The organism is Thermoplasmata archaeon (genome assembly GCA_035622275.1).
Taxonomy (GTDB): Archaea; Thermoplasmatota; Thermoplasmata; order Lutacidiplasmatales; family UBA184; genus Lutacidiplasma.
In genome coordinates, this window is sequence record DASPVQ010000004.1 from 23,402 (window position 1) to 37,680 (window position 14,279).

The 14,279-nt window shown below is 72.0% G+C and carries 16 protein-coding genes; 7 read left to right on the plus strand and 9 right to left on the minus strand.

Annotated features, from left to right (window positions below; genetic code table 11):
- The first annotated feature begins 1 nt into the window (after position 1).
- The 4 genes from kdpB to dph5 are packed head-to-tail and all read left to right on the plus strand — an operon-like array spanning position 2 to position 4,386.
- The gene (kdpB, locus tag VEL82_01220; GenBank protein HXW66495.1) at positions 2-2,122 is read left to right on the plus strand and encodes a potassium-transporting ATPase subunit KdpB; all 2,121 of its coding nucleotides are present in this window, start codon (positions 2-4) and stop codon (positions 2,120-2,122) included.
- The gene (locus VEL82_01225) at positions 2,119-2,775 is read left to right on the plus strand and encodes a potassium-transporting ATPase subunit C (GenBank protein HXW66496.1); all 657 of its coding nucleotides are present in this window, start codon (positions 2,119-2,121) and stop codon (positions 2,773-2,775) included. Before kdpB ends, VEL82_01225 begins: the two co-directional genes overlap by 4 nt.
- A gap of 2 nt (positions 2,776-2,777) precedes the next feature.
- On the plus strand, positions 2,778-3,581 hold the full coding sequence (locus tag VEL82_01230) for a universal stress protein (protein HXW66497.1): 804 nt from the start codon (positions 2,778-2,780) through the stop codon (positions 3,579-3,581).
- 16 nt (positions 3,582-3,597) lie between these two features.
- Positions 3,598-4,386 carry a diphthine synthase gene (gene dph5, locus VEL82_01235; protein ID HXW66498.1) on the plus strand — a complete coding sequence of 263 codons (789 nt, stop codon included), beginning with the start codon at positions 3,598-3,600 and terminating at the stop codon, positions 4,384-4,386.
- On the opposite strand, the gene VEL82_01240 is transcribed toward dph5, so the two are convergent.
- From VEL82_01240 to VEL82_01265, 6 genes are all read right to left on the minus strand, one after another.
- The gene (locus VEL82_01240; protein ID HXW66499.1) at positions 4,383-4,781 is read right to left on the minus strand and encodes a response regulator; all 399 of its coding nucleotides are present in this window, start codon (positions 4,779-4,781) and stop codon (positions 4,383-4,385) included. The two genes, dph5 and VEL82_01240, sit on opposite strands and share 4 nt — an antisense overlap.
- Positions 4,782-4,859: 78 nt before the next feature.
- Entirely contained in the window at positions 4,860-6,449 is a 1,590-nt protein-coding gene (locus VEL82_01245) for a hypothetical protein (protein ID HXW66500.1), read from the minus strand.
- Positions 6,450-6,500: 51 nt separating this feature from the next.
- Positions 6,501-7,064, minus strand: a complete 564-nt coding sequence (locus tag VEL82_01250; GenBank protein ID HXW66501.1) for a GMP synthase subunit A — start codon at positions 7,062-7,064, stop codon at positions 6,501-6,503.
- Complete coding sequence (locus VEL82_01255) at positions 7,061-7,417, minus strand: hypothetical protein (protein ID HXW66502.1); 357 nt, start codon at positions 7,415-7,417, stop codon at positions 7,061-7,063. The genes VEL82_01250 and VEL82_01255 overlap by 4 nt, the downstream gene beginning before the upstream one ends.
- Positions 7,414-7,980, minus strand: a complete 567-nt coding sequence (locus VEL82_01260) for a hypothetical protein (protein HXW66503.1) — start codon at positions 7,978-7,980, stop codon at positions 7,414-7,416. Before VEL82_01260 ends, VEL82_01255 begins: the two co-directional genes overlap by 4 nt.
- Positions 7,977-8,552, minus strand: coding sequence for a UbiX family flavin prenyltransferase (locus tag VEL82_01265; GenBank protein ID HXW66504.1), 576 nt, complete (start codon positions 8,550-8,552; stop codon positions 7,977-7,979). The genes VEL82_01260 and VEL82_01265 overlap by 4 nt, the downstream gene beginning before the upstream one ends.
- A gap of 63 nt (positions 8,553-8,615) precedes the next feature.
- On the opposite strand from VEL82_01265, the gene VEL82_01270 reads away from it, so the two are divergent.
- Positions 8,616-9,776: a 3-ketoacyl-CoA thiolase gene (locus VEL82_01270; GenBank protein HXW66505.1), complete on the plus strand. Its 1,161-nt coding sequence runs from the start codon at positions 8,616-8,618 to the stop codon at positions 9,774-9,776.
- A gap of 4 nt (positions 9,777-9,780) precedes the next feature.
- A complete protein-coding gene (locus VEL82_01275) occupies positions 9,781-10,827 on the plus strand; it encodes a zinc ribbon domain-containing protein (GenBank protein HXW66506.1) in 1,047 nt (348 codons plus the stop codon).
- A 6-nt stretch (positions 10,828-10,833) separates the two neighbouring features.
- On the opposite strand, the gene VEL82_01280 is transcribed toward VEL82_01275, so the two are convergent.
- Both VEL82_01280 and VEL82_01285 read right to left on the minus strand, forming a co-directional pair.
- Positions 10,834-11,046 carry a hypothetical protein gene (locus VEL82_01280; GenBank protein ID HXW66507.1) on the minus strand — a complete coding sequence of 71 codons (213 nt, stop codon included), beginning with the start codon at positions 11,044-11,046 and terminating at the stop codon, positions 10,834-10,836.
- A 70-nt stretch (positions 11,047-11,116) separates the two neighbouring features.
- On the minus strand, positions 11,117-11,425 hold the full coding sequence (locus VEL82_01285; GenBank protein HXW66508.1) for a hypothetical protein: 309 nt from the start codon (positions 11,423-11,425) through the stop codon (positions 11,117-11,119).
- Between the two features lie 566 nt (positions 11,426-11,991).
- On the opposite strand from VEL82_01285, the gene VEL82_01290 reads away from it, so the two are divergent.
- Positions 11,992-13,701, plus strand: coding sequence for a radical SAM protein (locus tag VEL82_01290; protein ID HXW66509.1), 1,710 nt, complete (start codon positions 11,992-11,994; stop codon positions 13,699-13,701).
- Positions 13,702-13,827: 126 nt separating this feature from the next.
- Here the strand turns inward: VEL82_01290 and VEL82_01295 are convergent.
- On the minus strand, positions 13,828-14,279 hold a 452-nt coding region (locus VEL82_01295), incomplete at its 5' end, for a hypothetical protein (protein ID HXW66510.1).

The window sequence follows — 14,279 nt, forward strand, 5'->3', positions numbered from 1 at the left end:
CATGGCCGAGCCGGGCGCCCAGGTGTCGGTCCGCCGCACCCCGCACACGTCGGTGCGGCGGGTCCTCGCGGATTCGTTCCGCAAGTTCGACCCCCGCCGGGAGGTCCACAACCCGATGATGTTCGTCGTCTGGGTCCTCTTCGTCTTCGTGCTCGTGCTCACGGTGTTCCCACGCGCCTTCCCCGACATCGCGCGCTTCTACACCCCCGGCTATTACCTCAGCGTCTCGATCATCCTGTTCCTGACGCTCTGGTTCGCCCACATCTCCGACGCGATCGCCGAGGCGCAGGGCCGGGCGCAGGCCGACAGCCTGCGCGAGATCCGCAGCGGGATCCGCGCGCGCCAGGTCCTGCCCGACGGGACGACCCGCTGGGTGGCGGCGGACGTGCTGCGGGTCGGCGACACCGTGGAGATCCGACCGGGCGAGCCCGTGCCGATCGACGGCGACGTGATCCGGGGCGCGGCGCTCATCGACGAGTCGATGATGACCGGCGAGAGCGCGGCCGTCCTGCGCGAGAGCGGCGGCGACAAGACGAGCGTCCTCGGCGGCGCGCGCGTCGTCCAGGGGACGATTCGGATGCGGGTGAGCGCCGTGCGGGGCGAGTCGTTCCTCGACCGGCTGATCCGCCTGGTGGAGGGTCAGGAGCGCGAGCCGACGCCGAACGAGCTGGCCCTCGCGGTGCTCCTGGCGGCGATCACGGTCGCGCTGTTCACGGTCGTGGTGACGTTCGTCTACATCGCGAACTTCACGAACATCGTCGCGGTCGACCTGGCCACGATCATCGCGCTCTTCGTCTGCCTCATGCCGACGACGATCGGGGCGCTCCTCCCCGCGATCGGCATCTCGGGCATCAACCGGGTCGCGCGGGCCAACGTGATCGCCAAGAGCGGCAAGGCGGTCGAGGCGGCCGGCGACCTCGACACGCTGATCCTGGACAAGACCGGGACGATCACGGTCGGCAATCGCCTCGCGGTCCAGTTCGTCCCAGGCCCCGAGGTCCCGATGGACACCCTGGTCGAGGCCGCGATGCTCAGCTCGAGCCTGGACGACACGCCCGAGGGCCGGTCGATCGTCCGGCTCGCCGCGCGTCGGGGCACCGCGGTCCGCCGCCTCGACCCCGCCTCGATCAAGGTCCTGCCGTTCACCGCCGAGCGGCGCATGAGCGGGATCGCGCTCGGCGACGGCACCGAGTTCTACAAGGGCTCGCTGCAGGCAATGGAGGCCTATGGGACGGTCCTGCCGCCCGAGCTCAAGCGGGCCGCGGCCGACGTCTCGCGCCAGGGCATGACCCCGCTCGCGGTGAGCGCCCACCGGCGCGCCGTGGGCCTGGTCGTGCTCAAGGACGTGGTCAAGCCCGGCATCCGCGACCGGATCCGCGAGCTCCACCTCATGGGGATCCGCACGATCATGTGCACCGGCGACAACCGACTGACCGCGGCCGCGATCGCGCGCGAGAGCGGCGTCGACGACTTCGTCGCCGAGGCGAAACCCGAGACCAAGCTCACCCTCGTCGAGCGCGAGAAAGCCGCCGGCCGCCTCGTCGCGATGAGCGGGGACGGCTCGAACGACGCTCCGGCGCTGGCGCGGGCGGACGTGGGGCTCGCCATGAACAGCGGGACGAGCGCGGCGAAGGAAGCGGGCAACATGGTCGACCTCGACAACGATCCGACCAAGCTGATCCAGGTCGTCTCGATCGGAAAGCAGCTACTGATCACCCGCGGCGCGCTGACGACCTTCTCGATCACGAACGACGTCGCGAAGTACTTCGCGATCATCCCGGCGATCTTCATCGCCGCGGGCGCCGCGAGCCTGCCCGGCGTCGCGCTACTCAACCTGCTCGGGCTCTCGAACCCGCAGCTCGCGGTCCTCGCGACGCTCCTGTTCAACGCGCTGGTCATCCCGCTGCTGATCCCGCTCGCGCTCGCCGGCGTGCCGTTCCGGCCCCGCCCGGCGATCGACCTGTTGCGCCGCCACCTCATCTACTACGGATTCGGGGGGCTCGTCAGCGCGTTCGTGGGCATCAAGCTCCTGTACCTCCTCCTCGCCTGGCTCGCCACCCAGCCGCTCGTCCAGGAGATCGGGACCGTCGTCGCGCACTACCTGCCGCTCGGAGGGCTGTGAGCGCGAGCGGGCGCGCCCCGTCGGCGGGCGCCGGCCGCGACGCGGGGCCCGCCCCGCGCCCCCCGCCCGCGCACTCGGGCGCCGGTCACGTCCGGGCGACGGTGGTGCTGATCCTGTTGACCCTGTTCGTCAGCGGCTTCGCCTACCCGCTCGTGATCACCGGGATCGCCCAGGTGATCGATCCGGGCGCCGCGAACGGTTCGCTGATCCGCGATCCCAACGGCACCATCGTGGGCTCGCAGCTCATCGCCCAGAACACGAGCGCCCCGTACCTGTTCTGGGAGCGGCCGAGCGCCACCGACTACAACACCACGCTCGGCTCGGTCACGCCGCCCGGTCCGACGGACCCCGCGCTCGCCGCCCTGCTGAACGAAACGCTTGCCTACATGCGCGAGTATGGGAACTTCACCGTGAACGCCAGCCTGCCGTTCTGGTTCGTGTCGTGGTCGGGCTCGAGCGTCGACCCGGACCTCACCCCCGAGGCGGTGCTGGTGCAGGTTCCGCGGGTCGCGGCCGCCTCGAACCTGACGGTGGAGTTCCTCACCGGCTTCGTGAACGAGCACATCACCGAGCCGCCGATCCCCTACATCGGGGTCGCCTACGTGGACGTCCTCGCGCTCGACGTCGCGCTCCTCCCGCTCGAGGGCCGCTAACGATGTACGCCAAGATCCTGATCCCGGCCCAGGAGCCGAGCGAGGTCGAGCCGCTGATCCGCTTCGGGGCGATGCTCCTCGACGCCGAGGGGGAGATCCGGGTCCTGCACATCATCCCCGCGACCACGCTGCCCGAGGTGACGCGCGAGTGGCGCAACTCGGTGAACCTGGTCGTCCCCGCCCACGAGGCCGGGGCCGCGCTCGACGTGCGCGTCGATCCGGAGGTGCGGGCCTCCACCGACGTGCCGGGGGAGATCCTCGAGAGCGCCGAGACCCACGGGGTCGATGCGATCCTGATGACGCTGCGGGGCAGCAAGCGCAGCCGCAACCCGTTCGTCGGCCACACCGCGAGCGGCATCCTCCACCACGCCCACGCGGACGTGCTGATCGTCAACCGCCTCGCGCTCGCCGCGGGGAAGATTCCGCGGATCGTCCTCCCGTCGTTCCGGGCCACGCCGGTGCCGAAGGCGATCCGGGTCGCCGAGGAGATCGCGGTGCGCAACGACGGGGTCCCGGTGACGACGGTCTCGATCGGTCCCGCCGGCGGGAGCGCGATGGACGGCATCCGCGAGGAGACGACGCCCCGCGGGATCGCCATCGTCCACAAGCACGTCCCGCTCGCCGGTCCGGTGCTCCGACGGGCCCGCATCCCCGCGCTCATCGTGCAGGCGGCCCAGCGCGAGCGCTTCGGTCTGCTGCTGGTCAGTGAGGAGGGCGAGGTGGGAGGCGGGGCGCTCCTGACCCGCCGCTTCCTCGAGGAGCTGTTCCGCGCGGCGCCGTGCCCGGTGCTCGCCCTGCGCGGATAGCCCCGGGCGCCGCGCGATGGGCGAGCTGTGGTTCGTCGGCCTCGGGCTCGGCGACGAGCGTGGCCTCTCGCGCCGTGCGCTCGAGGTGCTCGGCCAGAGCGCGCGCGTCTTCGCCGAGGAGTACACCGCGGTCGCGCCGGCCGGGACCCTCGAGCGCCTCGCGCTCGAGATCGCCCGGCCGATCGAGCGCCTGGACCGCTCGCTCGTCGAGTCGGAGCGCCCGATCCTCGCCGCGCTCGACGACGGGGCCCGGGTGAGCCTGCTCGTCGTCGGGGACCCGTTCGCGGCGACGACCCACGTCGCGCTACGGCTGGCCGCCGAGCGCGCCGGCCACGCCTGGCGCTACGTACCGAACGCGAGCATCCTCACCGCGGCGGCCGGCCTCCTCGGTCTCATGCACTATCGATTCGGCCGGACCGTCTCCCTTCCGTTCCCCGAGCCCGGCTTCGCCCCCCGCTCCCCGGTCGAGCAGATCGCCGAGAACCGCGGCCGCGGGCTCCACAGCCTCGTCCTGCTCGACTTGCGACCGGCCGAGGGGCGCTTCCTGTCGGCGCACGAGGCGCTCGGGCTGCTGCGCGATCGGGACCCGGAGGCCACCGCGCTGCCCGCGACGGGCCCCGTCGCGGTCGTGGCGCGGGTGGGCCGGGACGACGCGCAGGGCTGGTGGGCGCCGACCGCGGGCCTCGCGGAGGTCGACTTCGGCCCGCCGATGCACGCGCTGGTCGTGACCGCGCCCGAGCTCCACTTCGAGGAGGCGGCGGCGATCGAACGGTTCCGCTGGCCCCGAGCGGCGCCCGGAGCCTAGGCCGGGGTCCTCGATCCGCCGCTCGGGCCGAGCAGGGCCTCGGCGAACTGGCGGATGCGGAACGGCCGCAGCAGGACGACGTCCGGACCCTTCTCGGACCCCGTGGGGACCGCGGGCGGACGGGAGGCAGGTGCGACCAGGATCACCCGGACGGAGGGGTCGATGCGACGGGCCTCGGCGACCAGCGTGCCCGGGCTCCCCTCGGCGACGTTGACGTCCGCGACCAGGAGGTTCGGGTGGTGCTCCCGGACGAGTTCGATGCCCTGGGTGACCCCGTCGGCCTCGCCGTCGACCCGGAAGTGGTGGAGCCGCAGGAGGCCCCGCAGGAGCACCCGCGTCTCCTCGTCGCCGGCGACCACGACGGCGGATGCCGACGGTGCGCCCGAGCTGGCCATGCGTCCCGTCCGCGGACCGCGGCCTCCCGAAGACCCGTACGCGGACGCTGAATGCAAGGAATCCCCGAGTATTTTTGACTAACCTGAGCCCGGCAGGGGGTCGGCCGGCGCGTCGGCGCCCGGGCCCGGTGCCTGCTCGCCCCAGTCCGCGACGCCCGCCGCCTGCAGCAGGGCGTCGAGGGCGGCGTGGTAGCGCGCGGCGGGGGCGGCGAGGGTCGAGCGGGCCCGGTCGGCGAGCGCCGCCCCGAACTCCTGCTCGGTCTTGGAGAACTGCCAGGCGTGGTTCGTCGCCCGCCCGAGCGCGAGCAGCAGGCCGTACGCGAGGCCGCGCTCCTTTCCTTCGGCCGGCAGCGACTGGACGATCGCCCGCTCGGCGAGCCCCTCCCCGTGGATCCGGTACTCCCGGGCGATCCGGTCCACCCACGCCGCCTCCCGGGCGAGGCGGCGGTAGCGCGGGAGCTCGTCGAGCACCTGCCGCTCCTCGCTGCGGCGCTGGGCACGTTTCAGGAGCTCGGCGACGCGACCGGGCGACGCGCGGGTCTCGGCGATCCACCGCCGCGCCTCCTCCGGGTCCGGGACGATCGTGCGCACGATCTCCTCCGCGTGCTCCGCCCAGAGGCGCTCGAGCGCCCGGCTCGCGATCGGCTCGTCGACCTCGAAGTACCCGTCGACGTGCGCCAGCGCCCGCTCGACCGCACGTCGCTCGAGCGCCGTCCCCTGCAGCGCCTCGACGAACGCGTCGAGCTGGGCGCCGTAGCAGACCCCGCCGGCGACGAGCGTGGGCCGGTTCGTGCCCTCGATCCGCGGTCGGATCTCGTCGGCGTAGGCGTCGAGCAGCTGGCCGTCGCTCAGCCGGCCGAGGTCGTAACGACGCCGCAGCGGCCGCGGAAGCTCGGGCAGGCGCGCGTGCACGCAGTCCGGACCGCCCTTGCAGCGCGCGTTCCAGCGGGCATCGACGGGGAACTCCTGCGCCGGGTCCGGCACCGCGGCCCCGTCCGACAGGCTGGACAAGAGGTGCCGGTCGGGCTTGGCGCATCGACGGCACACCCGGAAGACGACGCCGGCCCCGTTCCAGCCGACCTCGAGGTAGGGGCGCGGCTCCCCGTCCTTCAGGTGCGGGCAGACGTACCGGTGGTGCGCGGCGTCTTCGATGAGACGGTACGGCAGCTCGGCGATGCGCTCGGCCTTGAACTCGGCCGGTGGCGTCGGGTCGCGGCCGGTGCACCAGAGGGTGCGCCGGGTCGCGAAGAAGTGGAAGCCACGGCGGGCCCACTCGACGTAGCCGAGGAGCAACCGGGCCGGCTCGTCGGACTGCTGGACCGCCACCTCGGTCTCGCGCGGGGCCTTCGCGAGCGGGGCGAACGAGACGTCGCCGTCGGGCAGCGAGAAGGCGACCACGGTCGGGGCGCTCGGCTCGAGGTAGAACTTGAGGAGGCCGGCGTAGGACCGGGCGAGGGGATCGCCCCAGCGGGTCAGCCAGCCGAGGCGCTTGTCGTCGTCGCGGGCCTCGCGCACGCCCTCCAGCTCGGTCCGTAGCTTGGCGAACCGCTCGGGCGGGCAGTCCGCGGTGCGCTTGGGCAGCAGCGGGTCGACCGACTCTCGGAGCACCTTCGCCCGCGCGACGAGATCGTGCTCGCGGACCCCCGAGCCCCGGCGGAGACGGGCCATGAACTCCCGCCGGCGCCGAGCGGTGGGTCGTTTATATTTCCGGCGGGCGGCCTAGCGGTGGCAGGCGTCCACGAAGTGGCGGAACATCTCGCGGCCGCCCTCCGTGTGCTCCACCTCGGGGTGGAACTGGACGCCCCAGATCGGGCGGTCCGGGTGGGCCATCGCCTCGATCGGGCAGGCGGCCGAGTGGCCGAGGACCGACCAGCCCGGGGGAGGGGTGACGACCGTGTCGTTGTGGTTGGCCCAGACCCGCAGCCGGTCGGGGAGGCCGGCGAAGAGGGGATGGTCCGGTCGGTCGACGAGCAGGTCGACCGAGCCGAACTCGGGCGCGACCCGGCCGAGCCGACCGCCGAAGTGCCGCCCGAGGAACTGGTGGCCGATGCAGACCGCGAGGACCGGGACGTCCACCGTGTCGATCCATCCATCGACGGCACCCAGCGGAGCGTCGCTGCCCTCGAGGCTCAGCGCCCCGCCGGAGAGGACGATCCCATCGGCCCGCAGCTCCCGCAACGGGGTCGTGTTCGCCACGATCTCGCTCTCGACGCCCAGGTCCCGGAGGACGCGCCACTCGCGGTGCGTCCATTGCCCGCCGTTGTCGAGGACCGGGACCCTCACGTTCGCCCTCCCGTCGGAGGTGGCGGGTCGGCGCCGTGCTCGACGCTCGCCCGCAGCTGCTCGACCTGGTCCTTGAGCTCGCGCACGTCGACCCGCATCCGGAGCATCTCCTCCTCGAACGGGGTGAACCCGCTGCGGCGGAGGATGCGGGCCGAGAAATAGACGCCGATGAAGATCGCGCCGACCAGGGCGAAGATCGTGGTCGCGACGAGCGCGAAGACGAACGCGAGCGGGTCGCCGATCGCGAGCTGGATCGGCAGCGTGAACAGGTGCGTGATCTCCGCGACCTCGATCAGGAGGAGGACGACGATGAGGCCGCTCCAGAACACCAGGACCCACGACGACGGCTTCACGGGCCGCCTCCGGAGCCGACGTTCGCGAGCGTGATCGGGACGGGGAGGTCCGTGACGGGCGTCGAGAAGGCACCGATGCCGCTCGTGTCCGACGCGACGATCAGCGCGTCCGCGGACTGACCCGAGGGGACCCCGATCGTCACCGCGAGCAGCCCGACGTAGAGGACGCTCGCGCCGTTCGCGGTGTAGAGCGCCGAGACGTTCACCGCCGCCGGCAACTGATCGACGTTCGCGGTGATCGCGAGGACGTTCGTTCCGTTCGTCCAGTTCGTCCAGTTCAGCGGGCCCGAGGGCCAGCCCCCCGTCCAGGAAAAGCCGAAGGCGAAGCCGAGATGGATCTCGGCATAGCGCGTGGTCGTCCCGAGGCCGCGGACGTAGAAGTGGACCGTCGCGTTGCCCGGGAGGCCGTCGACGATCAGTTCGGCCTGGGAGAAGATCGTGCCGGCGCTGGGCTGGCCATAGGACGTCAGGAACGGCGTGAAGACGATCAACAGGCCCAGCAGCAGCGCGACGCCGACGAGCGGCGCGGGGAACCAGTCCGCGAAGGGTCCACCCGTCCTCACGGAGCCTCCGCGCGCCAGCCCCGGTAGAGGGCGTGGGGGACGCCGAGATGGTCGAGCACCTTGCCGGCGAGGTACGAGGTCTGGTCGTCCACGGACCGGGGGTGGAGGTAGTACGGCGGGGCGGCGATGAGGACGACGACCCCGAGCTCGCTCAGGGTGGTCAGGTGCCGCAGCAGGGTCGTCGGCAGCGGCGACTCGCGGGGAACGATGACGAGGCGACGCCGCTCCTTCAGGTGCACGTGCGCCGCGCGGGCGAGCAGGCTGTCGCCGAGTCCGAGCGCGACCTGCGCGGCCGTGTTCGACGAGCACGGCACGATCGCCATCCCGCGCGTCAGGCGAGAGCCGCTCGCGATCGGCGCGCCGAGGTCGTCGTCCGCGTAGACGTGGGTGGCCCGGGCGGCGAGCGCGTCGGGGTCGATCCCGCACTCCTCGCGCAGCACCTCGCGTCCCCCCTTGGAGACGACGAGGGCGACCGGCACCTTCGCGGCGTGGAGCGCCTCGAGCACCCTCACGGCGATCGGCGCGCCGCTGGCTCCCGAGACGCCGACGACGAACGGGGGATCTTCCGCCACGGGGACCCGGCCTTAAGAGGCTTCAACGACTCGGTCGATAAGACGGTTCGCGGGGCGAGCGCGTTGGGACATCGGGCAGCGATCGTCGGCGCCGGCCACACGCGGTTCGGCGCGCTCGAGGACGGACCGCGGCGCCTACTGCGGACCGCGATCGATGCCGCGTTCGCGAGCGTCGAGCGCGGGGCCGACCGCGCCCTCGTCCACGAAGCGTTCCTGGCGACGATCGGCTTCGGCGGCTGGCAGCTCGGCAACGTCGCCGCCGTCCTCGGAGAGGAGGCGGGCCTCTCGGGCGTGCCGGCGAGCCGGATCGAGAACGCGTGCGCGTCCGGAGGGTTTGCCGCGCGCGCGGGCGTGCGGGCCGCGCAGGGCGAGCCCGGCCTGGTGCTGGTCGCGGGCCTGGAGAAGATGACCGACGTATCGAGCGCACGCCGTCGCTACTGGCTCGGGGTGAGCGGCGACACGGAGTGGGAGCGCGCGGCGGGGCTCACGTTCGCCGGCGTCTACGGTCTCATCGCGTCGCGGTACGTTGCCGACCATCCGCGCGCCGCCGACGCCCTGGTGGAGGTCGCGGTGAAGAACCACGCCAATGGTGCGCTCAACCCGAACGCCCACTTCCAGAAGGCCGTGACCGCGGAGGCGGTGCGTGCCGCCCCGCGGGTCGCCGAACCGCTCGGCCTCTACGACTGCTGTCCCGTGAGCGACGGCGCGGTCGCGCTCCTCCTGGCCGCTCCGGAGGAGGCCCGCTCCTTCACCGACTCGCCCGTTTACATCGACGGCGTCGGGGCGGGCACGGACGCTCTCGCCGTCCAGGAGCGGCCCGAGCTGACCCGCTTCGGCGCAACGCGCTGGGCGGTCGACGCCGCGCTGCGCCAGGCCCGCGTCGATCGCTCGGCCATCTCCTTCCTCGAGGTACACGACTGCTTCACGATCGCCGAGCTCCTCGCGCTCGAGGACCTCGGCTTCGCGGAGTCCGGCGAGGCCGCGGCGATGACGCTCGATGGCGCCACCGCGCGGGGGGGACGGTTGCCCGTGAACCCGGACGGCGGGCTGAAGGCCAAGGGCCACCCGATCGGCGCAAGCGGCGTCAGCCAGCTCTACGAGGGATTCCTGCAGCTCCGTGGCGCGGCCGGACGCCGGCAGGTGCCCGGGGCGGAGCGAGCGCTCGCCCACAACGTGGGCGGCGCCGGGGCGACCGCGACCGTCACCGTGCTGTCGGCCGGGTGATCGCATGGTCGAGATCCGCGGGGCGGCCGCCTACGTTCCTCGATCCACCGACGGAGATCGGCGCGTCGGGGATCCGGACGAGGACGAGTTCACCATGCTCGCGACCGCGATCGAGCGGCTGGAGGACGGGATCGAGCCGCTCGGAGGCATCGGCCCGGTCGTGGTGGTCGGAACGATCGCCTTCGGCGCCGCGGACAACGTGGCGCGATTCCTCGGCTCGCCATCGCCGATCGAGTGCGTCGGTCGGGGCCCGGAGGCCTTCTCGGCCGCGCTGGAGAAGCTCTCGTCCGGCGTCAGCGCCCACGAATCCGCGCTGCTCCTCGCCGTCGATCGGGACCCGGGCACGACCGGCGACCCTGGGGACCGCGGACTATCGCACGCGGCGATCGCGATCTGGCTGGGCGGAGGGGGCGCGAACCCCGTGGCGACCGACGCGTTCCGATCCGCGGCTCCGTCCTCCACGGGCCCCGCCTTCGCCTGGGCGGCATCGACCGCAGCCGCCCGGGTCCCCCGGTGGGGCGACTGGCGATACGATGGGCGGGCCGGCACGCGCTCGCTTCCCGCGCCGGCGGCGTCCGCCCCCGGCGGAGCCACGGTCTCCCAGGGAGCCTACGTTCCCTGGCCGCGGTACCTCGAGGCCACGAACGCCCACTGGCGCCTGATCGCGGCGGAGTGCGGCGCGTGTGGTGCCCTGACCTTTCCACCTCGGGGTCGGTGCCGGGCCTGCGAGTCCACCGATCCGGGCCGGTCCGTTCGGCTCGCCCGTGACGGCGGTCGCGTGATCGCGTCGACCCGCATCGGAGCGGGCGGTCAGCCGACCGAGTTTGACGAACAGGTGACGGCCTACGGACCGTACAGCGTCGTCCTGGTGGAGTTCGCCGCGGGGGTCCGAGCCACGCTACCCGTCGCGCTCGGGTCCGGTGACCCGCCGGCGATCGGCGGGACCGTCACCACCCGCCTGCGCCGGCGCTACCCGATCGACGGCGAGTGGCGATACGGTCGCAAGGCGCTCGTCCCCGACCCGCCGGCGCGAGGAACCGAAGGCAGCTGAGGGAAATCAGGCGAAGCCGGCGGCGTCGCGATCCCGTTTGTCCGGACGGGAGTAGGGTTCGGCGGTGATGCCGAGCTGGGTCGAGATGGCGCGGAACGTCTGGACCAGCTGGTCGATCGAGCGGGCGAGCTCGCGTTGCTCGCTCCGCATCACCTTCAGCTCCTCCCGGAGCTCGCGCAGCTCCACTTCCCAGCGGTCCTTCTCCGTACCGAGCGCCATGATCGCGCCGACAGGTCGGCACCGTACATAGCCCGTCCCCCGGGGCAAAGGTCGGGCGGCTCGCGCGCTCCTAGGTGCGGGTACCGGAGGGGCCGAACGGGGAGTCCGACGCCCCCTTCTCCACGAAGGGGACCCAGGCCTCCTTGGCGGCCGAGTAGTCGACGCGTTGGAGCTCGACCACGAAGCTCTTCAGCAGGTCGCCCGCGACGGGGCGGACGGAGACGGCGTAGACGTAGATCCCGAAGCCCATGAACTCGCTCACGCGGCGGAGCACCTCGGCGAGGTCCTCGCGCGGCACCGTCACGCGCACCGAGGTCTCCCCCAGCAGCGTCGAGAACTCGTCGACATCGAACGGCCGCTCGAGCGAGATCAGCGGCATCGGTGCCGAGGCCCCCGGGGGGGACCCCGCGGCCGGGGGCGACGCGGCCGTCGCGGCGGGCCGGGCGGGGGCCGGAGGACCCTGGACCGAGAGCGACGGGTCTTTGGGAGGGTAGCGATCCAGGACCGCCGACCCCGCTTTGCCGACGAAGCCGGACGAGCGGCGGGTCCCTCGGCGCGTCGAGGCCCGCCGCGTCCGCGGCTTCGCTCGGGACCTCGCGGGCATGGCCGTCCCGAGACGACCACCTGGCAGCCCATAAGCCATCCGGCGTCCGCCTTCCATCACGCGCCGCGCCTCCGGGCGTTGGCGCCCGTGGCCCACGGAGCCCGGGGGAGTGTTCGGTCGGCCCGGAATCGGTGTAGGCCCTCCGGGGGTACACAGACGGCCGTCGAGGCACGCGCCGACCTCGGGGAGTCGGGGTTGTAGCGAATAACACCGTGCGACTCCACGTCACGGCCCGCGAGTTTTGTCGCCGCCCGCACGACACATCAATTATGTAGGACAGAGTGGGTGGCCAGCCCAAGGCCGAGCCGAGTCGGAAGGCTGGCCGATTGGGAGAACAGGAAATGCCGGCGCGCGTGATGAAGGAGTTCCAGGCCCCCCGCGGCCTTCCGAGGAAGACGGCGTCCGTCTGTCCGGAGTGCATCAAGGTCATTCCCGCGATCGTCCGCGAGAAGGACGGCCGCGTCATCATGGAAAAGACGTGCCGGACGCACGGGTACTTCTGGGACATCATCTCGAACGACGTCGACTTCTACCTCCGGATGGAGGTGTACGCCCACGACGGGGTCGGCTACGAGAACCCGTACTACGACAAGTTCCGCGGCTGCCCGACCACCTGCGGGATGTGCAGCCACCACAAGTCGCACACGGGCCTCGCCCTGCTCGATCTGACGAACCGCTGCAACCTGAAGTGCCCGGTCTGTTTCGCGAACGCGAACGCGGCCGGCTACGTCTACGAGCCGACGCGCGAACAGATCCACTTCATGCTCAAGACCCTCCGGGAGCAGAAGCCGGTCGGCACGGTCGCCGTCCAGTTCTCGGGCGGGGAGCCGACGCTGAGCCCCCTCTTCCTCGACGCGGTCTCAATGGCCCGTGACCTCGGCTTCAAGCAGATCCAGGTCGCGACCAACGGGATCCGGGTGGCCAACGAGCCCGGCTTCGCTCAGGCGTGCCGGGAGTCGGGGCTGCACACTCTCTATCTCCAGTTCGATGGTCTCGACGACGAGATCTATCGCAAGGTGCGGGGGGTCCCGCTGCTGAAGGTCAAGCAGAAGGCGATCCAGGCCGCGCGGGAGACCCACTCCTCCGCGGCAGAGCTCGCGGCCGGCAAGCCGGACAAGCCGCTGAGCGTCGTGCTCGTGCCGACCCTCGTCGGCGGCTTCAACGAGAAGGAGATCTGGCCGACGGTCAAGTTCGCCATCGACAACATCGACGTGGTTCGGGGGGTCAACTTCCAGCCGGTCGCGCTCACCGCCCGTATCCCCGACAAGGACCGCTTCCAGATGCGGTTCACCCAGTCGGACCTGGTCCGTATCCTCTGCACGGAGGGCCCGTTCGAGAAGTCGGACTTCTTCCCGGTCCCGTCGGTCGCCCCGATCTCGGAGCTCGTCTCGATCATCCACGGCGAGGAGAAGATGACCCTGACGACCCACCCCGGCTGCGGGTGCGCGACGTTCGCCTTCGTGTCGAAGGACGGCTCGAAGATCACCGCTCTCCCGCGGTTCATGGACGTCGACGGATTCTTCGAGTCCGTCGAGGGCATGATCGAGAAGTACCGGGACGCGCGGTTCGCGCGGGTCCGCTCGGCCGTGGCCGGCGCGAAGCTGTTGCACGACGTGTCGAAGTTCTTCGACTTCGAGCGGGCCCCGGAGGGCCTCACGGAGAAGGACTGCGCGCGCCTGATCGCCGGGATCTTCACCGAGGGGAACAAGGAGGCGCTCGCCAAGTTCACCTGGAGGACGCTCTACATCGGCAACATGCACTTCCAGGACGCCTACGACTACGATATCCAGCGCCTGATGCGCTGCGACATCCACTACTCGGTGCCCGACGGGCGGATCATCCCGTTCTGCTCGTACAACTCCGGTCCGATCTACCGGACGGAGGTCGAGAAGAAGTTCTCGATCCCGATCCCGGACTGGCAGGCCGCGAAGACGGGCGCGGGGAAGACCCTCAAGACCATCGAGACGATGGGCGTCAACGGCGAGGTCATCGTGGACCCGGAGTACTACAAGGTCCGGGCCCTCAAGGGCGCGCCGGGGATGTCGAGCTAGGCGGGCTCGCGGCGACCCCCGACCGATCCAACCCCTTCTCCCGCCCGAGGGCGGGGCCTGGATACCTTCGATCCCTTTGCCGCGGTCCTCCCCGGTCCGTTCCGGGCGAGCCGGACGCGGGCCGGTTTACCCGAGCAGGGCCGCGCCACCGATTCGAACTCGCAGCGGATCCGCTTCGCGGCTCTTGCCCTGGAGCCGGAGCGCCCGGTCAATAGCGGCCCAGTCGCCCGCCGTCGGGGTCTCCTCCGCCCGTGGGGGGATCTCCGGGGAATGCTCCTGGACCCAGAGCCAGGCGGCCTCGAGGTGCTTGCAGGTGCCGATGCCGCGCCGGGCGAAATCGGTGCAGCTACAGAACCCCCCCTCTCGCTCCGGATAGGCGGGCAGCGCCACATCGTACCGAGTGTCGTGGACCGGATTCCGAACCTCCAGCCGGACGAATCTCGGGTCGGGTCGGGGGCGGACGTCGAGCGGGCTCTCGATCGCGCGGACCCGGCGCTCGGCGCGGGCCCGATCCTCCTCGCCGGGCGGGGTGCGGGCGGAGCGACGCGATCGGTCGGGCACGAGGGCGGAACGACGCC

Coding starts and splice junctions, on each gene's coding strand:
- dph5 (HXW66498.1), top strand. CDS start 3,598: ATGGGCGAGCTGTGGTTCGTCGGCCTCGGGCTCGGCGACGAGCGTGGC.
- VEL82_01245 (HXW66500.1), bottom strand. CDS start 6,449: ATGGCCCGTCTCCGCCGGGGCTCGGGGGTCCGCGAGCACGATCTCGTC.
- VEL82_01230 (HXW66497.1), top strand. CDS start 2,778: ATGTACGCCAAGATCCTGATCCCGGCCCAGGAGCCGAGCGAGGTCGAG.
- VEL82_01285 (HXW66508.1), bottom strand. CDS start 11,425: ATGCCGCTGATCTCGCTCGAGCGGCCGTTCGATGTCGACGAGTTCTCG.
- VEL82_01275 (HXW66506.1), top strand. CDS start 9,781: ATGGTCGAGATCCGCGGGGCGGCCGCCTACGTTCCTCGATCCACCGAC.
- VEL82_01290 (HXW66509.1), top strand. CDS start 11,992: ATGCCGGCGCGCGTGATGAAGGAGTTCCAGGCCCCCCGCGGCCTTCCG.
- kdpB (HXW66495.1), top strand. CDS start 2: ATGGCCGAGCCGGGCGCCCAGGTGTCGGTCCGCCGCACCCCGCACACG.
- VEL82_01280 (HXW66507.1), bottom strand. CDS start 11,046: ATGGCGCTCGGTACGGAGAAGGACCGCTGGGAAGTGGAGCTGCGCGAG.
- VEL82_01240 (HXW66499.1), bottom strand. CDS start 4,781: ATGGCCAGCTCGGGCGCACCGTCGGCATCCGCCGTCGTGGTCGCCGGC.